Source organism: Nocardioides speluncae (assembly GCF_003121585.1).
GTDB lineage: Bacteria > Actinomycetota > Actinomycetes > Propionibacteriales > Nocardioidaceae > Nocardioides > Nocardioides speluncae.
This window is the reverse complement of sequence record NZ_QEOO01000001.1, coordinates 237,812-260,571: the sequence shown is the minus strand read 5'-3', so window position 1 is coordinate 260,571 and position 22,760 is coordinate 237,812. Positions and strand designations below refer to the sequence as shown.

Genomic DNA, 22,760 nt, shown 5'->3' with positions numbered 1-22,760 from the left:
CGCCCATGGACAGTTGGTGGCGTTCTGGCGAACCTGGATGGACGACTCGGGCCGACCCGGCTGGAGCGTCCTCAGGCCTTGACGCTCGACTCGGTCGGGAGGCCCGCGCCGATCCAGTCGGCCTTGCCCTCGGCGTAGTCGAAGACGCGTCCGTACCCCAGCCGGGCGAGACGCCGGGCAGCCAGTGTCGAGTTCGGACAGGCCAGGTCGGCGCAGTACACGATGAGCGTGGCCTGCTTGTCGGTGAGCAGCTGCGGGGCCAGCTCCTCGACCTCGTCGTGAGGGATGTTGATGGCGCCGGGGAGGTGCGCGTCCTCGTAGTAGCTCGCGGGCAGCGCCTCGATCACGATGGCCTCACCGGCGTCGATCATCGCCTTGACGTCGTCGCGGCCGATGGTCTGTGACATGTGCGTTTCCTTTCGGGCAATTTATGTGCGGACGCACACACTTTAACAATATGTGCGCGCGCACGCAATTGTTTGCTGACTACGATGGCCTCCATGGGCGACATCCATGACGCGTGGCGAGCGATGCTGCTGGCCCACAGTGCGTCGGTGCGAGCCGTCGAAGCAGACGTCCAGCGCCGCGCTCCGATTCCGCTGTCCTGGTACGACGTACTGCTCGAGCTGCGGCCCTGCGGTGCGGACGGGCTGCGCATGCAGGAGCTCTCCGAACGGGTGGTGCTGAGCCGCACCCGCGTCAGCAGACTGGTCGACGAGATGGGCTCGGCTGGGCTGGTCGAGCGCCGGGGCGACCCGAGCGACGGACGAGTCACCTGGGCCGTGATGACAGCCGCGGGTGGGGAGGCGCTCGACCAGACGGCGCCGATCTACGCCGACGGCATCCAACAGCACTTCGGCCGCTATCTCACCGGACCACAGGCGCGCGCGATCGCCACGGCGCTGACCAAGGTGGTCGACGGAAACAGCCAGCCGATCCAGCTGAGCCGACGCGCGAGGACGCGCGCATGAGGATCCGGGGCGCGGTACTGGAGGAGTTGGGACGGCCGACGCCGTACGCCGAGAGCGTGCCGCTCACCGTCGACGAGCTCGAGCTGGCGCCGCCGGGACCCGGTGAGGTGCTGGTCCGGATCCACGCCGCCGGGCTGTGCCACTCCGACCTGTCGGTCGTCGAGGGCAACCGGCCGCGGCCGGTGCCGATGCTGCTCGGTCACGAGGCGGCGGGGGTCATCGAGGCCGTCGGGTCGCCGGAGTCCGAGTTCGCGGTCGGCGACCACGTGGTGATGACGTTCCTGCCCCGCTGCGGGTCGTGCGAGGGGTGTGCCGCGGGTGGGGTCCGGCCGTGCGTGCCGGGCTCGGTCGCCAACGGCGCGGGGACGCTGCTGTCCGGGTCTCGCCGGCTGAGCCGCGGCGGCGCGGAGGTGCACCACCATCTCGGGGTCTCCGGCTTCGCCACCCATGCCGTGGTCGACCAGCACTCGCTGGTCCGGCTGGACGCCGACCTCCCGTTCGCGACCGCCGCGGTCCTGGGCTGCGCCGTACTCACCGGCGGCGGAGCCGTCGTCAACGTCGCCCGGCCGGCCGCCGGGTCGCGGTTGGTGGTCGTCGGGCTCGGTGGAGTGGGCATGGCGGCGGTGCTGACCGGCCTCGCCCACGACGGCGTCGAGGTGGTGGCGGTCGACCCGGTCGCCGGCAAGCGGGAGACCGCACTGGCGCTGGGTGCCGCAGCGGCGTACGCACCCGACGAGGCGGTCGCCGCGTCCGTGCGGGGCGACGCGGTGATCGAGGCGGCCGGCAGCATCCGGGCCTTCGAGACCGCGATCGGGCTCACCGGCCCCGGGGGTACGACGATCACTGTCGGGCTGCCGCCGGGCGAGGCTCGGGCGGCGATCTCGCCGACCGCGCTGGTCGCCGAGGGCCGCTCGATCGTCGGCAGCTACCTCGGCTCGGCGGTGCCCAGCCGCGACATCCCGCGCTTCGTGGAGCTGTGGCGGGACGGCCGGCTCCCGGTCGAGCGGCTGGTCTCCTCGCACCTCGCCCTCGACGACGTGAACGCCGGCATGGACGCCCTCGCCTCCGGCGAGGTGCTGCGCCAGATCATCGACCTCGCTTAGGGCTCGTACGGCGCCGTACCCACGACCTTCGCGATGGCGAGGAAGGCGTCGTAGTCGCCGGGCAGCGGCGACTCCCAGGTGTGCTGGGCGATCACCCGCAGGTGCGGCAGCGAGTCACGCACGATCTCGTCCTCGCTCTGCTTGCGGCCGTCGCTCCAGATCGACAGCTTGGCGCCGCGGTTGCGTGGCTCGTCGGCGCCGAGCTTGACCGCCGGCAGCCGGAGCTTCGACGTCAGGTACGGCAGGCTGACGAACTCGTTGACCCGCCAGGACTCGTAGGCGATCCGCATGTCCGGGATCGGGAACGCCGGCGAGTTGTAGTACGTCGGCCACCAGCCGTGGTTGGAGACCTCATGCCCGCGGTCGACCAGCAGCCGCGGCGACGGCGGCCGCGGGTCGGAGATCGGACTGAAGCCGGTCCACCAGTCGACCACGATGCTGGGGTCGAGCCGCACCACGCGGGCGCCGCCGGCCTCGTCGTTCCAGATCCGGGCCCGGCGGCCGTGGCCGGCGACGTACTCGGCGAGCTCGTTGAGGTAGCCGTGCAGGGTGTCCTTGCCGTTGGCGGTCGTGCCGTACGTCTCGCGGGCGAAGGTCAGCAGGCTCGGGTGCCGCCGATAGGACATCGCCGGCAGGTACTCGTCGCCGCCGAGGTGCCACCACGGGCCCGGGAACAGCGGGAGGTACTCGCCGATCACCTCCTTCGCGAACTGCCGCGCCGCGGGCAGCGTGACGTCCATCCGGGCGCCGTTGCCCTTGCCGCGGTTGTTGGTGAGCTGCAGCTCGGGGTGCGCGGCGAGCAGGCCGCGCATGTGGCCGGGCATGTCGATCTCGGGTACGACGGTGACGTGGTGCCGCTGCGCGAAGGCGACCAGCTCGGCCCACTCCGCCTTGCTGAGCCGCTCCTCCGGCACCGCGCTGGGGTGCAGCTCGCTCTCGATCCGGAGGCCGGCGTTCTCGGTCAGGTGGACGTGCAGGTAGTTCATCTTGAGGTAGGCCATCGCCTGGATCTGCCGGCGCAGGAACTCCGCGGAGTAGTGCCGCCGGCCGATGTCGATCAGCAGCCCGCGCTCCGGGTAGCGCGGCCAGTCGACCGCCCGTCCACCCGGGATCGGAGCGTCGGTGCGGAGCAGCTGGAGCACGGTGCGGGTGCCGTAGAAGACGCCGGCGCCGGTCGCGGCCTTGACCCGCAGCACGTCGCCGATGTCGAGCCGGTAGCCCTCGGCGCCGGTCAGGTCGTCGGTCTCGGTGAGGGCGAGCGCGATGTCACCCGGCCGGAGCGGGCCGCCGTAGTCGACGCGGGTGCCGATCCCGGTGCTCGCCTTCAGCTCCTCAGCGAGCAGCTCGGCGGTGTCGCCGAGCACGTCCCGGTCCTCGGTGGGTACGACGACCGCCGGGTCGCTGCCCAGCGAGAATGTGCCCGTGCCCGGCTCCCAGTCCTGCAACGCCGGGATCGTCGCCGGAGCGATTGTCATAAGCCCGCAATCTAGGCCCTGAGGCGCCAGATCCCGATAGTCCAGAACGTTTGACATCACTTTCCGGGCTAAAAGTGATGTCAACCGGCCTGGACTATCCGGCCCCTACGCAGATCGGCGTACGGCGGTGACGCGATGTAGCGGACGCGGCGGGGGCCGCGGCACGCGAGCGTTGAGGCATGGCTACGACAACGGACCTCGGACCGACGACGACCACCCAGACGACCGCCCAGGGCCGCAAGCCGTGGCGGTTTTCGGGCAAGGCGCGCAAGCTGGTCCTGCTCGTGCACATCGTCAGCGCGGGGATCTGGATCGGCGTGGACGTGATCGTCGCGGTGCTGGTGTGCGTGGGCTGGTTCTCCTCCGACACCCAGACCCAGGCGACGGCGTACCAGGCGCTGGGACTGGTCGCGGTCTGGCCGATGCTGGTCTCTGGCATGGTCTGCCTGGTCAGCGGGATCATGCTCGGGCTGGGCAGCAAGTACGGCCTGGTCCGCTACAAGTGGGTGGCGGTCAAGCTGGTGCTGAACGTGGCGCTGGTCGTGCTGGTGTTCTTCGCGCTGCGCCCGGACATGGCCGAGACCGTGGAGTACGGCCGGGCGCTCGGGGCCGGCACGCCGAACGACACCGACATCTCGGGCATGTTCTTCCCGCCCGCGGTGTCGCTGACCGCGCTGTCCTTCGCGATGTACCTCTCGATCTTCAAGCCGTGGGGTCGCACCCGGCGTCGCTAACCCAAGTGTTTCGGTGGTCCCGGCAACATGGGGGCCATGAGTCGCCGTACCAGCGCCAGCCTGCTCACCTCCGTCCTCCTCGCTACCGCCGGCCTCGCCGCGTGCAGCGGGGAGGACGGGCCGTCGACTCAGGACGCGGCCGACGACCTGGCCGCGGGCCTGGCCGGGCGGGACCTGGCCGGGGTCGAGGCGACCGACGGGGCCGACCTGCAGAAGGCGTTCGAGACGATCACCGACGACCTCGCCGACATACCCGTGGAGGTCACCGCCACCCGCGTCGAGGAGAACGGCGACAAGGCGACCGCCACCCTGACCTGGACCTGGGACGTCGCCGGCAAGGAGTGGGCCTACGAGTCGTCCGCCGACCTGGAGAAGAACGGCGACGACTGGCTGGTCGACTGGCGGTCGACGATCGTGGAGCCGTCGCTGGCCGACGGCGAGGTGCTCGACGCGGTCACGCTGACGCCGGAGCGCGGCGACATCCTCGGCGCCGCGAAGGACAAGCTGGTGACCGACCGGGCCGTGATCCGCTACGGCCTGGACAAGACCAAGACCGAAAAGGCCAACCACGAGTCGTCGGCGCGGGCGATCGCCCAGGCGCTCGACATCCAGGTGGCGCCGTACCTGAAGCTGGTCGAGGCGGCCGGCGCGCAGGCGTTCGTGGAGGCGCTGGTGCTGCGCGCGACCGACGCCCGCGAGACCGTCCCTGCGTCGTACGCCGACATCCCGGGCGCGGTCGCGTACCCGACGACGATCCCGCTCGCACCGACCCGCGAGTGGGCCGCGCCGCTGCTGGGCACGGTCGGCGAGGCCACCAAGGAGGTCATCGACAAGTCCGACGGCAAGGTGCAGGCGGGCGACCAGGTCGGGCTCTCCGGCCTGCAGGCGCGGTACGAAGCCGAGCTGCGCGGCACGCCCGGGCTCCTGATCGAGGCCGGGTCGAAGAAGGGCAAGGACCGCGAGCTGTTCTCGACCCCGGCCACGCCCGGCAAGCCGCTCCAGACCACGCTCGACCTCAACCTGCAGACGCTCGCCGAGCAGACCCTGGCCGACGTGACGCCGGCCTCCGCGCTGGTCGCGATCCGCCCGTCCTCCGGCGACATCCTGGCCGCGGCCAGCGGCCCCGGCGCGAACGGCCTCAACGCCGCGACCTTCGGCCAGTACGCGCCCGGCTCGACGTTCAAGGCGGTCACCACGCTCGCGCTGCTGCGCGCCGGACTGACGCCGGACTCTCCGGTGTCGTGTACGCCGACGGTCACCGTCGACGGCAAGAGCTTCAAGAACTACGACGACTACCCGTCCGGTGCGCTCGGCCGGATCCCGCTGAAGCAGGCGTTCGCCGAGTCCTGCAACACCGCGCTGATCTCCGCGCGCGACAAGCTGAAGCCCGGCGACCTGATCGACGCGGGCGCCGCGCTCGGGATCGGCGTGGACCACGACCTCGGCTTCCCGGCGTACTTCGGCTCGGTGCCCGAGCCGGAGTCGGAGACCGAAGATGCGGCGTCGCTGATCGGACAGGGCAAGGTCCTCGCCTCGCCGATGGCGATGGCCGCGGTCGCCGCGTCGGTGAACGCTGGGCACACCGTGCTGCCGCGCCTGATCACCGGCCACGAGGTGACCCAGACCGTCCCCGCCAGCCCGCTGACCAAGGCCGAGGCGGACCAGCTGCGGTCGCTGATGCGCGGGGTGGTGACCGGCGGCAGCGGTGAGTTCCTGGCCGACGTACCCGGGGCGCCGGTGATCGCCAAGACCGGTACGGCGGAGTTCGGCTCCGGCACCGACCTGCCCACCCATGCCTGGATGATCGCCGCCCAGGGTGACCTCGCGGTCGCGGTGTTCGTGGAGCGCGGGGAGTCCGGGTCGCGGACGGCCGGTCCGCTGCTGGAGGAGTTCCTCCGGAACGCCGCGTCTTAAATACTGGGGTTGTTACCGAGGGGTACCTTTCGCGGATCCCACCTGGCTACACTCGCCAGGCCGTCACGATTCGGGAGGGATCATGGACGACACGACGTATCTCGGGCGCCCCTGGCGAGCTCGGCTCGCCACCGCGACCGCACTAGCCGCAGCGCTCGCCGGCTCACTCGCCGGCTGCAGCGACTCCGGATCCGGGCAGGGCGACGACGACAAGGACGAGCCGAGCCAGGCGGCGTCGGCCGTCCCTGGGCTGCAGGGCGAGTGGGAGGCGATGCCCGAGCAGGCCGACAAGGTCGACGCGACCCTGACCAGCCAGGGCTACGACTGCACGATCCACGGCGACACCGCGCTCGACCTGCGGGTCTGCTCGAAGGGCGCGCTGGTCAAGTCCGGGAGCAAGGATCCCGGCTACCCCACCGTGTCCAGCCTGCGGTTCATGGCGGCCACCGACGGCACCATCGTGCTGGCCCGGATCGAGGCGTCCGGCGGCCCCACCGACCCCGCGCGGAAGCTGCTGGCCAAGGCACTGCTGCCCGCGGAGGACGTCCAGGTCTTCATGGCCAAGGGCACCAACCTGTCCTGGGGCAGCGCGGCACCCGTCCCGAACGAGCCGGGGAGCACGATGCTGACCGCCAAGGGCTGGGACGGCACCGAGTCCGCCGACCCGGCCTTCGACCCGCTGTCGGTGACCAAGGAGACGGCGCTGCCGATCCTGGAGAAGGCCAAGCTGACCTGCGAGTTCACCGAGACCGACGAGTGGGGTACGCCGCGGCCGGCACTCGGCTGCGTGGACCCGGCGTACAAGGTGAAGGGAGCCGCGAACAAGCTCGCCTCCGCCCAGCTCGCCCTGGTCGACGCCGGCTCCGGGGTGACCACGATCATCGTCGAGGGCCGGCTCGCCACCAGCATCTCGGCCAACAGCGGTGCGATCACCCGGCTGCTGCCCAAGGTCGTCGGCGCCCTCGACGATCCGGGGGTCGAGGCGGCCGCGGATTGGGTCAGCAAGAACCTCGACGGCCTCCCACACTCGGCGTACGTCGGCCAGTGGCGGATCGACCTCCAGGTGGTGCCGACCGGCGGCTTCGGCGGCTGGCCGCACGTGCGCGCCACGCTGTCGCAGGAGCCGCCGAACCTCGGCGCGATCAACCCCTTCGCCAAGGCGCCGGAGCCCTCGGCGACCCCGGAGTCGGAGTCGGCCACCCCGACCGACGGCGGCGGCAGCCCGACCCAGGCCGCCGGCTGATCTCTGGCCCGGCCTAGGGCCTGGGTTCGAGGCTGATCTTCATCGTCTCGGCCCAGGTGCGGGCTTCGGCGGAGAGGGTGTCCAGCTTGGCGGAGTGGCGTAGGTAGGCCTTGACCATCGTGAGGAAGTTGGCGGGGTTGTAGGCGTCCTCCTCGCCCGCCCACAGCCGGTCGCCGGCGTACCGTAGGACGGTGAGGTTGGACGCCTCGAAGACGGTGCCGTCGCCGGGGTCGCGCATCAGGTTGCGGATGTCGCAGATCACCCAGCCCTTCTCCTCGTCCACGGAGTGCCAGCTCGGTGGGAAGGCGACCATCTCGTTGCCGGGGAAGGTGCCCATGGTCTCCGCGATCCACGGGTAGATCTCGGCAGGGCCGGTGAAGGTGCCGTAGGCGTGCTCGACATAGACCCCGTCCGCGGCGAACATCTCGGCGAACGGCTTCCAGTCACCGGTCTTGCAGCAGCCCGCGACCACGTGTTGGTAGTGCCCGAACGCGTCCTCCAGCTCGGTGCGGCTCCACTGCCCCATGACACGACCTCCCTAGAACGTGTTCTACATCCTGCTGGACGACGCCGCGCGGTGTCCACCCATCTGGTCGGGGTCCGCGGGAGACGGGCCGGCGGCGCGGGCGGCAAGGACGAAGAGGCCGAGGCCGGTGACACCGAAGACCGCCGCGAGCACGCTCCAGCCGCCGTACCCGTGGCCGAGCGCGGTAGTGACGACCAGCGGCGCGACCATGGTTCCGGCGGCGTTACCGAAGGTCATCAGCCCCTGGTAGGCGCCGGGCCGGGCCTCGTCGGCGAGCTCGTAGCCGAGCGCCCAGGTGCCGGCAGAGAAGAGGATCTCGGCCAGCGTGTGCAGCACTGCCGCGACGGTGAGCAGGCAGACGGCGGCGACCGCGCCCGGCGTACCCGCGACGGCGTACGCCACACATGCGACCGCCATCAGCACGCCGCCCCGCAGCGACGCTCGTCCGGCACCGGCGATCGTCTCCGACGACCGGGACAGCCGGACCTGGAGCCCGATCACCAGCGCGGTGTTGGCCAGCAGCAGCGCGGCGTACAGCCAGGCCGGCGCCTCGGTCTCGCCGGCGATCCAGAGCGGTACGCCGACCTCGAAGACGCCCATCTGCAGGAACGAGATCCCGGACAGCGCGACCAGGGTGAGGTAGCGCCGGTCGCGGTACGGCGCCCAGCGGTCCAGCGGATGCGTCATACGATCCGGCTCCGATTGCGACCGGTTCGTATGACGCTGCTCCGTGACCTCCGCGAGCGCGCCGGAGAGCCGGCGGACCAGCAGGCTGGCGCCGAGATAGAGGACCGCCGCGAGCATGAGTACGCCGCGGTACGACGCCGCGGTGTCCAGCCAGATCGCGGCACCGCCGAAGACCGCGCCGAGCGAGATGCCGAGGTTGGTGGCGACCCGCATCCGGGCCCGGGCGACGACCCGGCCGGCGCCGGCGAAGGCCACCGCCACGATCGCGCCGCGGGCCGAGCTGCCCGCCTGGAACGCCGCTGACAGCACGCTCGCCGTCAGCACGAAAGTCAGGAAGTCCGGCACCCAGGGGTAGACCGCCAGCACCAGTCCTTGCAGGACGACGGTCAGCGTCAGCGTCCGCACCGCGCCGAACCTGTCGGCGGCCGCACCGCCCACCAGCGCCGCCACCACGCCCGCGGCGCCCGCGAGGGTGAGCCCGAGGCCGACCTCGGCGAGCGACAGGTCGACCACCCGAGTCAGGAACAGCGCGCTGACGGTGTAGAAGATGCCGCGGCCCACCGCGATCACGGCGGTGAGGGCGACGAGCTGGCGAAGGACCATGAGGAGAGCCTCTCCGGAACCGACCGGTCACGGAATCGATGTAGCGTATTGCTTGATGAAGATGGAGTACGTCCTCAGCGAGCAGGACCTTCTCGACGTCCGCTTCGCGATCTCACCGCTCGGCGAGCTGACCCTCAGCCTGCGCGCGCTGCACGACCCCGGCCGCTACCCGTGGCACCTGCCGTTCGTACGCCGGGTGCTCGCCGAGGTCGGGCCGGCCGACCTGGCGATGCTGCGGGCGCTGACCAACCAGCGAGCCTGGACGCCCGACTACCTGACACCGGTGCCGACCAGCCCGCTCACCCGCTTCGCCGACCAGCTCGAGGCGATCCGCCGGACACCGCCCGAGGAGGTCGCGCGCGACCTCGCCGGCGTGCACGGGGACCGGCTGCCGGCCGAGCTGGCCGGCGACCCGAAGGCTGCCGGCGAGCGGATCGCGGACACCCTGGGCCGCTACTGGGACGTGATCTTCGCGCCGGTCTGGGACCGGATGCGGACGGTGCTGGAGGCCGACGTCGTGCACCGCGGCCGGGTGATGACCGACCAGGGGCCGGCCCAGATGTTCAGCGGGCTGTCGGAGCGGATCACCTTCGTCAGCCCGATCGTGCGGATCGCGGTCCCCCGGCCGGCGCCGCGCCGGGTCGAGACCGGAGGCCGCGGCCTGACGCTGTGCCCGAGCCTGTTCGTCGCGCGCACCGCCGTACCCATCTATGACGACGCCGCCCCGCAGATCATGTACGCCGCCCGCGGCGTCGGCACCCTCTGGCAGCCCGCGACGGCCGCGCCCGCACCCGCCGCGCTCGCGGCGATCCTCGGCGAGGTCCGGGCCCGGCTGCTGACCGAGCTGGCCGAGCCCGCCTCGTCGACCGAGGTCGCGCTGCGCTCCGGCGTCACCCCGTCCGCGGTCAACCAGCACCTGCGGGTGCTCCGCGACGCCGGCCTGCTCCGCTCCGCCCGGCACGGCCGGAGCGTGCTCTACCGCCGCAGCGAGCTAGGCGACGCGCTCACCCGGCCAGCACCGGTCACAAGGTGATCGACCAGGATTCGAGGGTTCCGATGTCGCCCGGGCCGTAGTCGGTGATCCGCAGCTGCCAGGTGCCGCCCGCCGGTGACGACACCTGCGGCACGGTGAACGACCTGGGACCGTTCCACGGGGTGCACGGGTAGTTGCCGGAGCCGCTGTACTTCACCGGGTACGCCCGTCCGTTCGGATCGAACAGCGAGATCCCGAGATCCTCCGCGCAGGTGTGGCTCACCGTGATCGACAGCGTGACCGTGGTGGCCGCGCTGCCGGTCAGCGGGACCCGGATCGAGCTGTAGGTCCGCTGGTAGTCCCGGATCGGGAAGTCCGTGCCGTTGGTGAAGGTGCGGCCGCTCGTCCCAGTGGTGTACGCGCGGACATCTGCGGATGGTCCGGAGGTGTTGCCGGCCGCGTCGCGCGCCCGGATCGTGAAGGTGTACTCGGTCGAGGGCGCGAGCCCGGTCACGGTGGCGGTGGTGCCGGTGACCGAGGTGGCCATGGTCGACCCGTTGTACACGTCGTACCCGGCGACCCCGACGTTGTCCGAGGACGCATCCCAGGCCAGCGAGATGGACGTACTCGTCGCTCCGGTCGAGCGCGGGTTGCCGGGCACGGTCGGCGCCTGGGTGTCCCCGCCGCCTGAGGTACGCGCGACCACCGCCCGGGTCGGCTTGGACGCGTTGCCGGCGGCATCCTTGGCGACGATCGTGAAGGAGTACTCGGTGCCCGCGGCCAGTCCCGAGACCGTCGCACTGGTCGTGGTGACGGTCGTGGCCAGGGTGCTGCCGCGGTAGACGTCGTACCCGGTGACGCCGGTGTCGTCGACCGAGGCGTCCCAGGCCAGCGAGACCGAGCTCGCGGTGACGCCGGTGCTGTGCGGGCGGCCGGGCGTGGTCGGCGGCTCCTCGTCCCCGCCGCCGCCAGGCTCGGTGCGCGCCCGGACCTCGGCGCTGTCGGCGGAGACGTTGTTCGCCGCGTCACGGGCGCGGATCGTGAAGGTGTACTCGGTGTCCGGGCTGAGGCCGGTGACCGTGGCGGTGGTGCCGGTGACCGAGGCGGCCTTGGTCGAGCCGTTGTACACGTCGTAGCCGGCGACCGCGACGTTGTCCGAGGACGCGTCCCAGGCCAGCGAGACCGACGTACCCGTCGTACCCGTCGAGCGTGGGTTGCCGGGCACGGTCGGGGCCTGGGTGTCCAGGTCACCGCCGATGTTGCGGACGTTGAGCAGCTTGTTCGGGGAGTCCTTGATCTGGGTCAGCTTCCCGGTGCTCGCCAGCCCGACCAGGCCCTGCTCCACCTGCTGCGGGGTGGCAGACGGGTTGGCCGCCAGGTAGAGCGCCGCGGCGCCCACCACGTGCGGGGAGGCGAACGAGGTGCCGCTGCGGGTGGAGGTGGCGGTGTCGCTGTTGCTGTTCAGGGACACGATGTTGCCCGCCGGGGCGAACAGGTCGATGCACCTGCCGGTGTTCGTGCCGTCCCGGATCGTGTCGTCGATGTCGCTGCCGCCGGCGATGATCGCCTCGGTGACGTCGGACGGCGTGTAGTTGCACGAGTCGCCGCCGTGGTTGCCCGCCGAGATGGCCACCGTGACGCCGGCCGCCACCGCCCGCTTCACCGCGTCCTGCAACGGCTTGTACGGGTGCGTGTCCGCGGTCAGGCTCATGTTCGCCACCGCGGGCTTCTGGTGGTTGGCCACCAGCCAGTCGAGCGCCTTCACCAGGTTGTCATCCGGCGCCGAACCGCCACAGCCGACCGTCTGGACGCTGTGCAGCGTCACCCTCTTGGCGATCCCGTACTGGGTGCCACCGATCGTGCCGGCCTCGTGCGAGCCGTGGCCGTTGGTCGGGCACTCGTTGGACGTGCCGTCGGTCTCCCCGGAGAAGTCCGGGTCGTCCACGGTCCGGCCCGCGATGTCCTGGTGCGTCAGCCGGATGCCGCTGCTCAGAATGTAGGCGTGCACGCCCTCTCCGGAGTTCGGGTAGGTGAACGACTTGTCCAGCGGCAGGTCCACCTGGTCGACGCGGTCGAGCCCCCACGACGGCGGGTTCGGCTGAGGCTCGGCCGACTGCTGCGCTTGCCGTACGAGGTGCGTCTGGGCCACGTAGGACACGGCCGGGTTGGCGGCCAGCCGCTCGGCCGCCGCCTCCGGCATCACCACGGAGTAGCCGCGGAACACGTTCTCGAACGCGTGCTTGCGCACGCCGCCGTAGCGGGCGAGCAGGTCCCGCGTCACCGACGCGGCGCCGTCCTCACGCACGGAGGCGGCATCGTCGCGCAGGACGACCAGGTAGCGGTCCGGCACTGCCGACTCGCCACCGGCGTACCGGATCTCACCGGTTGGTTCCGCCCCCGCCACGGCGGGCGCTACCAGCCCCACACCCAGCAGAAGTGCCGCCGAGACAACCCTGACCAGCGTTCTCATCTTCGCTCCCGATTCCGTCGACCACTCGTCTGACCACGGTCGGCCGGGCGGGAGCGCGCACACAATCGGTACGGCGGGCTAACACTTAACACTCCCGCGTCGGGGTCGCGCTAACAGTCAACTTGTTCAGCGATAGGGGCCTCGCGCTCGCCGTGACCTGATTCACGTGGACCGGGCTCGGCGCGTCCCGCTGACCTCCTCTAAGGTAAGGCTTACCTAACTTCACCTGCCAGGAGGAACTCGGTGTCACGCTCGGAAGACCTTCCCCTGCACCACCTCTTCCACCCCGACAACGTCTCGGAGTACGCCGCCACCGTGCGCGGCGGCCTCGACCACCTCGCCGGCCACCTCGACCGGGTGACCGGTCCGGCCACCGGAGTCGGCCCGGAGCGCGCGGCCAAGCCGGTCCGCGACGTCGACCTCGACAGCCCGCTCGGCGACACCGCCGCGGCGCTCGACGAGGTCTCCCGGCTCTGGCTGGACGACGCGGTCTGGTTCCACGAGCCGGGCTACGCCGCCCATCTGAACTGCCCCGTGGTCGTCCCGGCACTGCTCGGCGAGCTGCTGATCTCGTCGGTGAACTCCTCGCTGGACACCTTCGACCAGAGCGTCGGCGGCACCTTCATCGAGCGCCAGCTGATCGACTGGACCGCCGCCCGGATCGGCTGGGACACCAGTGACTCCGACGGCGTCTTCACCAGCGGCGGCAGCCAGTCCAACCTGCACGCGCTGCTGCTCGCCCGCGGCCACATCATGGCTCGCGGCGCGGAGCTGGCCTCACTGCGGATCTTCGCTTCGGCGGACAGCCACTTCAGCGTCCAGAAGAGCGCCCGGCTGCTCGGGCTCGGCGACGCCGCCGTGGTCGCCGTACCCACCGACGAGCGACGCCGGATGGACATCGTCGCGCTCGGCCGGGCACTCGCCGAGTGCGACGCCGCCGGGCTGGTGCCGATGGCGGTCGTGGCCACCGCCGGCACCACCGACTTCGGCGCGATCGACCCGCTGCCGGAGATCGCCGGCCTGTGCCGGACGTACGGCGCGTGGTTCCACGTGGACGCGGCGTACGGCGGCGGGCTGCTCGCCTCGACCCGGCGCCGGCACCTGCTGAGCGGCGTCGAGAAGGCCGACTCGGTGACCATCGACTACCACAAGACCTGGTTCCAGCCGGTCTCGTCGAGCGCGGTGCTGGTCCGCGACGCGGGCACCATGGGGCACGCGTCGTACTACGCCGACTACCTCAACCCGAAGGAGTCGGCCGACCCGAACCAGGTCGACAAGAGCCTGCAGACCACCCGGCGCTTCGACGCGCTGAAGCTCTGGCTGACGCTGCGGATCATGGGACCGGACACGATCGGCGCGTACTTCGACGCGGTGATCGACCTGGCCGCCGAGGTCCACGATGCGATCGCGCCGGCCGCCGACATCGAGGTCGCCGCCCGCCCGAACCTGTCGACGCTGGTGTTCCGCTACGCGCCCGCCGGCTCGGGAGAGGACGAGCTGGCGCTGCTCAACACCAAGATCCGGGCCACCCTGTACGCCCGCGGCCGGGCGATGGTGGCCGCGACCAAGGTGGACGGGCGGCAGTTCCTGAAGTTCACGCTGCTCAACCCCAAGGCGACCCTCGCCGACATCGTCGGCATCGTCGACCAGATCCGGTCCATCGGCGAGGAGCTGGTCTGCGAGCAGATCGCCGCCCAGCCGGTGGTGTCTCCCTACGTCCTCGCGGGCCGCGACATCGGCCTGCTCGTCCCGGCAGGAGTAGCGCGATGACCCATACTCACGACTTCGTCGCCGTCGGGCTTGGCCCGTTCAACCTCGGCCTGGCCTGCCTGACCGAGCCGCTACGGCAGTCCGGCGAGCTGGACGGGGTGTTCCTGGAGGCCCGCGACCGGTTCGACTGGCACCCCGGGATGATGCTGGACGACGCCACCCTGCAGGTGCCGTTCCTGGCCGACCTGGTGACGATGGCCGACCCGACCTCGCCGTACTCCTTCCTGAACTACCTCAAGGAGACCGGCCGGCTCTACTCGTTCTACATCCGCGAGTCGTTCTATCCGCTGCGGGCCGAGTACAACCAGTACTGCCAGTGGGCGGCCGACCGGCTGTCGACCCTCCGCTTCGGAGCGGCCGTGTCGTCGGTCGAGCACGACGGGTCGGCGTACGTCGTCACCACCTCGTCGGGCGAGGTCTTCCGCGGCCGCCGGCTGGTGCTCGGCGTCGGCGCCGAGCCGGTCGCGCCCGAGTGCCTGCGCGGCCTCGGCGGCCCGGCCTGCCACTCCGCGGCGTACCTGCAGACCAAGTCCGCCCTTCAGGAGACCCGCTCGATCACCGTGGTCGGCAGCGGCCAGAGCGCGGCCGAGGTATACGCCGACCTGCTGGCCGACTGCTCGCCGGACACCTACGAGCTGAACTGGGTCACCCGGTCGCCGCGGTTCTTCCCGATGGAGTACACCAAGCTCACCCTCGAGATGACCTCGCCGGAGTACACGTCGTACTTCCAAGGCCTGACCCCGGAGACCCGGGCCGGGCTGCTGCGCGAGCAGCGGTCGCTCTACAAGGGCATCTCGTCGGACACCATCAACGCGATCTTCGACGCGCTCTACACCAAGCAGGTGCACGGTGGCGTCCCGACGACGCTGCTGACCTCGACCGCGGTGACCGGCGCGGCATGGGACGGATCGGCGTACGACGTCGACCTGCACCACACCGAGGTCGACGAGTCGTTCCGGCTGCGCACCGAGTCGCTGGTGCTGGCCACCGGCTACGCACCGAAGGTGCCGGCCTTCCTCGACGGCGTCCGCGACCGGATCACCTGGGGCGAGGACGGGCGGTACGCCGTGTCCCCGACGTACGCGATCGCGCCGGACATCTATGTGCAGAACGGCGAGGAGCACACCCACGGCTTCGTCGCGCCCGACCTCGGCATGGGCGCCTACCGCAACTCGGTGCTGATCGCCGCGATGCTCGGCCGGGAGGTCTACGCGGTGGAGAAGCGGATCGCGTTCCAGGAGTTCGGGGTGCCGGACCGGTTCAGGGTGGGCACCGCATGATCACCTTCGAGCCGCTCGACCTCGAGCAGCACCTGGCCCGGCTGCACGCGTGGGTGACCCACCCGCGGTCGGTCTACTGGATGATGCAGGGCGCGTCGGTCGCCGACGTCGCCGAGGAGTACACCAAGATCGCGAACGACCCGCACCACCACGCCTGGCTCGGCCGGGTGGACGGGGTGCCGGCGTTCCTCGCCGAGACCTACGACCCGGCCCTCAGCGAGCTGGCTGGCGCGGCCGAACTGGCCCCCGGCGACCTGGGCATGCACGTGCTGGTCGCGCCCACCGACAAGCCGCGACCCGGCTTCACCGGCGCCGTCTTCGCCGCGGTGATGGACTTCTGCTTCAAGCAGCCGGGGGCCGAGCGGGTCGTCGTCGAGCCCGACGTCGGCAACGACAAGATCCGGGCCAAGAACATCGCCGCCGGCTTCGTCGAGCTACGCGAGGTCGTGCTCACCGGCAAGACCGGAATGCTGTCGGTCTGCAGCCGCTCGGCCTGGGAGTCGTCGTCGCTCGGCCCAGGCCTCGGCCGGTACGCCGCCCACCTGACGCCCGAGCTGATGGAGCGCGCCCAGCGGCAACTGGTGGCCAAGGCAATTTCCGAGTTCGCCCACGAACGCCTGCTCGCTCCGGTCCGTTCGGGTGGTCGAGCAGCGAGCGCTAGCAACCGCAGCGCCGCGGCCGCGGTCACGCGGCCGGGGCGCTGGGGCCGTCGTCGAGACCACTACGAACTGACCGGCCCAGCGTCGACGTACTCCTTCAGCGCGCGAGTCCACCCGCTGGAGCACTGGGTCATCGACTTGCCGACGCTCACCCGCGAGGTCGACGGGCGGGTGGAGCCGCTGGACGCGCTGGCGTTCGTGGCCGAGTTCGCGCCGCAGCTGGGGATCCCGGACCAGCTGCTGCCGACCTACCTCGAGGAGCTCGCGAGCACGCTGTCGTCGAGCGCCTGGAAGCTCGCGAACTCGACCGCGACCGCCGCCGAACTGGCCAACGCGGACTACCAGACCATCGAGGGCTCGATGACCGAGGGCCACCCGGCCTTCGTCGCCAACAACGGCCGGATCGGGTTCGGCGGCGACGACTTCGCGGCGTACGCGCCCGAGGCCAGGCAGGACGTGCGGCTGGTCTGGCTGGCGGTACGCCGCGACCGGGCCAACTTGTCGGTGGGGGCTGGCATGGTCGAGTCCGAGCTGTACGAGACCGAGCTGGGGAAGGAGGGATGCGATCGGTTCGCCGACGCCTTAGCGCGGCTGGGCCTGGACCCGGCCGACTATCTCTACCTGCCGGTGCACCCGTGGCAGTGGGTCAACAAGCTCGCGATCACCTTCGCGCCCGACCTGGCCCGCCGCGACCTGGTGTTCCTGGGCTCCGGAGACGACGACTACCGGGCACAGCAGTCGATCCGGACCTTCTTCAACACCAGCCGGCCGGAGCGCCACTACGTCAAGGTGGCGCTGTCGATCCAGAACATGGGCTTCATGCGGGGGCTGTCGCCCAAGTACATGTCGGTGACGCCACCGATCAACGACTGGGTCGCGAGCATCGTCGCGGACGACGTGGAGCTGAAGGCGTGCGGCTTCGCGGTGCTCCGCGAGCGGGCGGCCATCGGCTACACCGGCGACGCCTTCCACACCTGGGCCGCGGCCGGGGAGGGCCGGAGCACGCCGTACCAGAAGATGATCGCGGCGCTGTGGCGCGAGTCGCCGGCGCCGGCGCTTGGCGACGGCGAGCGGGCAGCCACGATGGCCTCGCTGCTGCACCGCGACGCCGAGGGCCGGTCGCTGGCGGGCGCGCTGATCCGGGCCTCCGGGCTGGCGCCGGCCGAGTGGGTGCGCAGCTACCTGCGGGCTTACCTGCGGCCGCTGGTGCACTGCCTGCTGCGCTACGAGCTGGCGTTCATGCCGCACGGCGAGAACCTGGTGATGGTGCTGCGCGACCACGTGCCGGTGCGGATGTTCATGAAGGACATCGGCGAGGAGGTCGCGGTGATGGGCGACCTGCCGCTGCCGCCCGAGGTGGAGCGGATCCGCGCCGACGTGCCGGCCGACGTCCGGCCGCTGGCGGTGCACACCGACGTCTTCGACGGGTTCCTGCGCTACCTCGGCGCGATCCTCGACGAGGACGGCGTGCTGGTCGGCGAGGAGTTCTGGGCCGAGGTGGCACGCTGCATCGCCGAGCACGCCGAGGACCACACGGAGCTCGCGGCGACGGCGGCGGCGTACGACCTGTTCAAGCCGGCGTTCAAACACAGTTGCCTGAACCGCTTGCAGTTGCGTAACACTCTGCAGATGGTTGACCTCACCGATCAGGCCGAGTCGCTGATCTTCGCCGGTACCCTGCCCAACCCGATCGCGCCGGTCGCCGGATGACGGTCTATCGCGACGCCTGGGGGATCCCGCACGTCCGCGCCGAGTCGGTGACCGAGCTGGCCTTCGAGCAGGGCCGGGCCACCGCCGCCGACCGTGCCTGGCAGCTCGAGATCGGGCGGCTGCGTGCCGAGGGCCGGACCGCGACGCTGGTCGGCGAGGCCGGCGTGGAGTGGGACCGGTTCGCGCGCCGTACCCGGCTTGCCGAGACCGCACAGCGTGCGTACGACGCGCTGTCGGCCGAGGCGCAGGCGTTCGTGTCGGCGTATGTCGACGGCGTCAACGCGGCGGTCGACGGCGGCCTCACCGCCGTCGAGCTGGACGAGCTCGACGCGACGCCGGGCCAGTGGCAGCCGTGGACCCCGCTGGGTGTCTTCCTGGTCCAGCACATCCTGTTCGGGTCGATCGCCTCCAAGCTGTGGCGGCAGCGGGTCGCCGACGTCGCGGGCGAGGAGGCCCTGGACCTGCTGCGCACCGAGGGCCTGCCGCACGGCTCGAACGCGTACGCCGTCGCCGGCGGGCTGACCGCGAGCGGCCGGCCGCTTGTTGCCGGCGACCCGCACCGGCTATTCGAGGACCCGAATGTGTACGCCCAGGTGCGGCTGGCGTGCCCGGAGTTCGACGTGGTCGGGTTCGCGTTCCCCGGCGTACCGGGCGTCCAGCACTTCGCGCACGCCGGCGAGGTCGCCTGGGGCGTGACCAACGCGGCCGCCGACTACCAGGACGTCTACCTCGAGCGGCTCGAACGGCGAGACGGTGGCGTCTGGGCGCTCGGCCCCGACGGCTGGGAGGAGTGCGCCGCCCACGTGGAGAAGATCGAGGTACGCGACGGCGCGCCGGTCGAGGTCGAGGTGATCGTGACCGGCCGCGGCCCGGTCTTCCTCGGTGAGCCCCACAAGCACGCGATGAGCGCCCGGACGACGTCCTGGGCGCTCGGCGACCTCGGCTTCGAGGCGCTGCTGCCGCTGCTGCGCGCGCGCACCGTCGCCGACGTGGACCTGGCCTTCGCCCACTGGGTGGAGCCGGTCAACAACTTCGTGATCGCCGACAGCCAGGGCACGGTGCTGCACCGGGTCGGCGGGAAGGTCCCGCAGCGCCCGGAGCCGCACTGGCAGCTGCCGGCCGACGGCACGGCCGGCCACGGCTGGACCGGCTGGGTGGAGCCGCTGCCGCGGACGCCGGTGCCCGCGGACGGCCGGATCGTGACCGCGAACGACCGGATCTCGGAGGAGTACGCCGAGATCGGCGACGACTTCGCGCCGAGCTACCGGGCAGACCGGATCACCGAGCTGCTGGACGGGCTGATGGCCGGCCGCACCGACCTCACCGCCGAGCAGGCCGGTGCGGTGCTGACCGACACCCACCAGAACGCCGGGCAGGTGCTGCTCGCGGCGATCAAGGACCTGGCCGACCTCGAGGATGCGGCCGACGACGTCCGGCGCCGGCTGCTGGAGTGGGACGGCGCGATGGACGCCGACAGTGCCGGCGCCGCCCTCTACAGCGCGGTCCGGGATGCGGCGGTGGCGCGGATCTGCGCCGCGCCCGATCTGGCCATGCTGCACGAGGAGAACCCGTACGGCGACCTCTGGGCGCCGTGGTTCCGGCTCGCCGGCCGGGTGGCGGTCTCCCTGCACGTGATCCTCCAGGTCGAGCGGCCGTTCGGGCTCGACCGGAGCGAGGTGCTCCGCGGCGCCCTCGCCGACGTCGCCGCCGTACCGGCCGCCGACGCTCCCGACACCTGGGGCGCCGTCCACACTTTCCACGCGATCCACGAGCTGGAGTCGTTCGGCATCCACCGGGCACCCGTCGCGCCCGCTACGCCGATGCCGGGTGACAGCGACTGCGTGGTCGCGACCAGCCCGCTGACCGGGACCACGCTGACCGTCCGCGGTCCGGTGGCCCGCTACGTCTGGGATCTCGCCGACCGGCCGGGAGCCGAGCGAGGCAGCCTGTGGGCGGTGCCGCTCGGCGCGGCCGGCGACCCGCACGGCGTACACCACCACGACCAGCACGACTTGTGGACGAGCGGCCGGTTCGTGCCGGTCGTGACCGACTGGGACCAGCTCGAGGAGGAGCGTTGACCGACATCCGGATGCGGCCGGTCGACCCGGCTACGGACGGCGACCTGATCCACGCCTGGGTCACCGATGAGCGCGCCGTCTTCTGGGGGATGACGGAGAACTCGCGCGACGAGGTCGAGGAGATCTACACCTACATCGACGAGCAGGCGCACCTCGCGGCGTACCTCGTCTCGGCCGGCGACACCCCCGTCGCGATCTTCCAGACCTACGACCCGGAGATCGACGAGATCGGGCAGTTCTACGACCGCGAGCCCGGCGATCTCGGCGTCCACCTGTTCCTCGCCGACACGCCGGCGCGGGCCGGGCGCACCCAGGAGATCTTCGGGTTCCTGATCGCGCAGGTGATGGCCGACGAGAAGGTGCGCCGGCTGGTCGTCGAGCCCGACGCCGACAACGCCAAGTCGCTGCGCCTGTTCGAGACGCTCGGTGCCGAGGTCGGCGACCTGGTCGAGCTGCCCACGAAGACCGCCCGGTTCGGGTTCTTCACCCGGGAGGCGCTCGGCTACCCGTGAACTTGGTCGGGGTCGGCAGACTCGGGGGATGACGGAGATCCTGCGGTACGCCGCGTTCACGACCGACCCGGCGCTCGGCAACCCTGCGGGCGTCGTCCTGGACGCCGGCGGCCTCGATGCCGCGAAGATGCAGCAGATCGCAGCGGAGGTGGGCTACTCCGAGACCGCGTTCGCGGTCCCGAGCGGGGAACGGCGGTACGCCGTGCGCTACTTCAGCCCCCTGGCGGAGGTCGACTTCTGCGGTCACGCCACGATCGCGACCGCCGTGGCGATCGCCGAGCGCGAGGGCGCCGGCCCGCTGGTCTTCGACACCAACGTCGGGCCGATCGAGGTCGGCACCGAGCGCAGCGACGACACAGACGGCGTGCTGACAGCGAGCCTGCGCAGCGTGGCCACCCGCACCCGCGCGGCGAGCGACGGCGACCTCGCCGAGGCGCTCGCCGCCCTCGGCTGGCAGCCGACCGACCTGGACCCGGCGTACCCAGCGCACGTCGCATTCGGCGGCGTCGAGCACCTGGTGCTGGCCGCCGGGTCGCGGGAGCGGCTGGCCGACCTCGACTACGACTTCGAGGCGCTCAAGGCACTGATGACCGACCGCGGCTGGACCACCGTGCAGCTGTTCTGGCGCGAGAACGAGACCCGGCTGCACGCCCGGAACCCGTTCCCCATCGGCGGTGTGGTGGAGGACCCGGCGACCGGTGCCGCGGCCGCCGCTCTCGGCGGCTACCTGCGCGACCTCGGCGCCGTGACCGAGCCGACCCGGCTGACGATCAGCCAGGGTGAGGACATGGGGCAGCAGAGCGAGCTCAGCGTCGCGATCGACCCGGCGGAGCCGACCATCACCGTCTCCGGCGCGGGCGTCGCCATTCCCAACTGACGACAGACGGCCAAAACTGGAACAGATTCTAGAAATCTGCCAGGAAACCCTTGCCCCCGACGCATGCTGAGGCCCATCCTCGGGAGATCGCGATGAGCCGTGGGATAGCTCATCTAAGAGGGAGGACGCGGCTTCGGCCGCGGAGGGAGAGCGATCCGACATGCAGTCTCGACGCGCGCGCACACTTGCCGGCGCGGCCCTGTTACTGGGCACATTCCTGGTTGTCACCGCCGTACTTGCGCAGGTGTACGCCGTACCCAAGCTGCTGAAGACGCCGACCGACGTCGACGTCAAGAACATCCTCGAGGGGACCCTCACCACCGACGGTCCCGAGGGTCTGACCACGCAGGAGATCCGGGCCACCAACTACACCAAGGCCGATACCGAGCGCTCCGACGACGAGGTCGTGGTGATGCGCGACGGCACCTGCGTGATGAAGCTCGAGGGCGACGAGGTCCCCGAGTGCGAGGCCTACGACGAGCCGGACAGCCGGGTCCTGGAGACCGACGAGGTCGGCTACGCCACCGACCGGCTTACCGCCGCCGGGGTGGACGACCCGGAGTACGTCCGCGACGACATCGAGGCGCGCCCAGCCGTGCTGCTCGGCAAGTGGCCGTTCAACTCGAAGAAGAAGGACTACCAGTACTACGAGGACCTGCTGGAGGCGCCGGTCACCGCCGCCTACGAAGGCGAGGAGGACGTGGACGGGCTACCGACGTACCGCTACCAGGTCTCCTTCGAGGAGGAGCCGGCCGAGGTCACCGACGGCATCCAGGGGCTCTACACACTGGTGCGCACCTTCTGGGTCGAGCCGGCGACCGGCGCCGTGATCGACGTAGAGACCCACGGCCGCCGCACCCTCGAGAACGGCGACCTGCTGGCCGAGAACAAGCTGTCCTACACCGATGAGACCGTCGCCCAGAACGTCAGCGACGGCAAGGGCAACCGCCTCAAGATCGTGCTCGCGCAGACCTGGGTGCCGATCATCGGGTACGGCGCCGGCGCCTTGCTGCTGCTGGCCAGCGCCCTGCTCCTGCTGCGCCGTCCGGACGACGAGCAGGCCGCGCTCAGCTACGAGAGGGAGGCCGCTGCCACCCACTGACGCCCGCCACCGACAGGGCCGCCGACCTGGCAACAGCCACTGTCCAAATAGTCGGTCGTTTGACCAAGACTAT

At 71.3% G+C, this 22,760-nt stretch carries 18 protein-coding genes; 13 read left to right on the top strand and 5 right to left on the bottom strand.

Annotated elements, in window-relative coordinates:
* Positions 1-71: 71 nt before the first annotated feature.
* Entirely contained in the window at positions 72-407 is a 336-nt protein-coding gene (locus tag DDV73_RS01285) for a rhodanese-like domain-containing protein (protein WP_109505429.1), read from the bottom strand.
* Between the two features lie 93 nt (positions 408-500).
* On the opposite strand from DDV73_RS01285, the gene DDV73_RS01280 reads away from it, so the two are divergent.
* Positions 501-971 (top strand): MarR family winged helix-turn-helix transcriptional regulator, encoded by a 471-nt coding sequence (locus DDV73_RS01280; RefSeq protein ID WP_206050639.1) that lies wholly within the window; start codon positions 501-503, stop codon positions 969-971.
* A complete protein-coding gene (locus DDV73_RS01275; RefSeq protein ID WP_109505427.1) occupies positions 968-2,074 on the top strand; it encodes an alcohol dehydrogenase catalytic domain-containing protein in 1,107 nt (368 codons plus the stop codon). The genes DDV73_RS01280 and DDV73_RS01275 overlap by 4 nt, the downstream gene beginning before the upstream one ends.
* On the opposite strand, the gene DDV73_RS01270 is transcribed toward DDV73_RS01275, so the two are convergent.
* Entirely contained in the window at positions 2,071-3,549 is a 1,479-nt protein-coding gene (locus DDV73_RS01270; RefSeq protein WP_161962253.1) for a beta-N-acetylhexosaminidase, read from the bottom strand. The two genes, DDV73_RS01275 and DDV73_RS01270, sit on opposite strands and share 4 nt — an antisense overlap.
* Positions 3,550-3,728: 179 nt before the next feature.
* On the opposite strand from DDV73_RS01270, the gene DDV73_RS01265 reads away from it, so the two are divergent.
* The 3 genes from DDV73_RS01265 to DDV73_RS01255 all read left to right on the top strand — a co-directional run bounded on the left by DDV73_RS01265 (position 3,729) and on the right by DDV73_RS01255 (position 7,440).
* Positions 3,729-4,283, top strand: coding sequence for a hypothetical protein (locus DDV73_RS01265; RefSeq protein ID WP_240617039.1), 555 nt, complete (start codon positions 3,729-3,731; stop codon positions 4,281-4,283).
* A gap of 36 nt (positions 4,284-4,319) precedes the next feature.
* Positions 4,320-6,197, top strand: coding sequence for a penicillin-binding transpeptidase domain-containing protein (locus DDV73_RS01260; protein WP_170125993.1), 1,878 nt, complete (start codon positions 4,320-4,322; stop codon positions 6,195-6,197).
* 82 nt (positions 6,198-6,279) lie between these two features.
* Complete coding sequence (locus tag DDV73_RS01255; protein WP_109505424.1) at positions 6,280-7,440, top strand: hypothetical protein; 1,161 nt, start codon at positions 6,280-6,282, stop codon at positions 7,438-7,440.
* Positions 7,441-7,453: 13 nt separating this feature from the next.
* Here DDV73_RS01255 and DDV73_RS01250 read toward each other — a convergent pair whose 3' ends face one another.
* Together DDV73_RS01250 and DDV73_RS01245 are read right to left on the bottom strand one after the other, a co-directional pair.
* Positions 7,454-7,966, bottom strand: a complete 513-nt coding sequence (locus tag DDV73_RS01250) for a nuclear transport factor 2 family protein (protein WP_109505423.1) — start codon at positions 7,964-7,966, stop codon at positions 7,454-7,456.
* A gap of 24 nt (positions 7,967-7,990) precedes the next feature.
* Positions 7,991-9,256, bottom strand: a complete 1,266-nt coding sequence (locus tag DDV73_RS01245; RefSeq protein WP_109505422.1) for an MFS transporter — start codon at positions 9,254-9,256, stop codon at positions 7,991-7,993.
* 55 nt (positions 9,257-9,311) lie between these two features.
* On the opposite strand from DDV73_RS01245, the gene DDV73_RS01240 reads away from it, so the two are divergent.
* Positions 9,312-10,289: an ArsR/SmtB family transcription factor gene (locus DDV73_RS01240; protein ID WP_109505421.1), complete on the top strand. Its 978-nt coding sequence runs from the start codon at positions 9,312-9,314 to the stop codon at positions 10,287-10,289.
* Here DDV73_RS01240 and DDV73_RS01235 read toward each other — a convergent pair.
* Complete coding sequence (locus DDV73_RS01235) at positions 10,279-12,699, bottom strand: fibronectin type III domain-containing protein (protein WP_109505420.1); 2,421 nt, start codon at positions 12,697-12,699, stop codon at positions 10,279-10,281. The genes DDV73_RS01240 and DDV73_RS01235 overlap by 11 nt on opposite strands.
* Before the next feature lie 243 nt (positions 12,700-12,942).
* Here DDV73_RS01235 and DDV73_RS01230 point away from each other — a divergent pair, with 243 nt between their 5' ends.
* The 7 genes from DDV73_RS01230 (at position 12,943) to DDV73_RS01200 (ending at position 22,687) form a co-directional block, all read left to right on the top strand.
* On the top strand, positions 12,943-14,469 hold the full coding sequence (locus DDV73_RS01230) for a pyridoxal phosphate-dependent decarboxylase family protein (RefSeq protein WP_276310064.1): 1,527 nt from the start codon (positions 12,943-12,945) through the stop codon (positions 14,467-14,469).
* Positions 14,466-15,749, top strand: a complete 1,284-nt coding sequence (locus DDV73_RS01225; RefSeq protein WP_109505419.1) for a lysine N(6)-hydroxylase/L-ornithine N(5)-oxygenase family protein — start codon at positions 14,466-14,468, stop codon at positions 15,747-15,749. Before DDV73_RS01230 ends, DDV73_RS01225 begins: the two co-directional genes overlap by 4 nt.
* Positions 15,746-18,118 carry a GNAT family N-acetyltransferase gene (locus DDV73_RS01220; protein WP_109505418.1) on the top strand — a complete coding sequence of 791 codons (2,373 nt, stop codon included), beginning with the start codon at positions 15,746-15,748 and terminating at the stop codon, positions 18,116-18,118. Before DDV73_RS01225 ends, DDV73_RS01220 begins: the two co-directional genes overlap by 4 nt.
* The gene (locus tag DDV73_RS01215) at positions 18,115-20,196 is read left to right on the top strand and encodes a penicillin acylase family protein (protein ID WP_109505417.1); all 2,082 of its coding nucleotides are present in this window, start codon (positions 18,115-18,117) and stop codon (positions 20,194-20,196) included. The genes DDV73_RS01220 and DDV73_RS01215 overlap by 4 nt, the downstream gene beginning before the upstream one ends.
* Positions 20,193-20,708 carry a GNAT family N-acetyltransferase gene (locus DDV73_RS01210; RefSeq protein ID WP_109505416.1) on the top strand — a complete coding sequence of 172 codons (516 nt, stop codon included), beginning with the start codon at positions 20,193-20,195 and terminating at the stop codon, positions 20,706-20,708. The genes DDV73_RS01215 and DDV73_RS01210 overlap by 4 nt, the downstream gene beginning before the upstream one ends.
* Positions 20,709-20,736: 28 nt before the next feature.
* Positions 20,737-21,585, top strand: coding sequence for a PhzF family phenazine biosynthesis isomerase (locus DDV73_RS01205; RefSeq protein ID WP_109505415.1), 849 nt, complete (start codon positions 20,737-20,739; stop codon positions 21,583-21,585).
* Between the two features lie 160 nt (positions 21,586-21,745).
* Positions 21,746-22,687, top strand: a complete 942-nt coding sequence (locus DDV73_RS01200; protein ID WP_109505414.1) for a porin PorA family protein — start codon at positions 21,746-21,748, stop codon at positions 22,685-22,687.
* Positions 22,688-22,760 lie beyond the last annotated feature (73 nt).